The organism is Cupriavidus sp. SIMBA_020 (genome assembly GCF_046535395.1).
GTDB lineage: Bacteria > Pseudomonadota > Gammaproteobacteria > Burkholderiales > Burkholderiaceae > Cupriavidus > Cupriavidus campinensis.
On sequence record NZ_JAWRWU010001804.1, the window covers coordinates 1 to 231 of the forward strand.

The 231-nt window shown below is 61.0% G+C and carries 1 pseudogene; it reads left to right on the forward strand.

The features are described 5' to 3' along the window. Nucleotides 1-231, forward strand: a pseudogene (locus SB751_RS35830) (U32 family peptidase); the annotation flags it as partial.

Below are 231 nucleotides of genomic sequence, written 5' to 3' on the forward strand. Positions count from 1 at the left end.
TGCTGCACGCTTAACCGATGCGGGCAAGGAAGTCGTACTGAGCACGCAAACCTTGCTGGAATCCGGCAAGGACATGCGCGTGCTTGCGGACATCGCGGATAACGGCTGCTACGGCGTCGAGGCCAACGACGTGGGCGCCGTGCAGCGTACGCGAGGAAAGCCCTTCGTTGCAGGCGCATCGCTGAATATTTTCAATCCGCCGACACTCGACATCTTCGCGGAGGCAGGTGC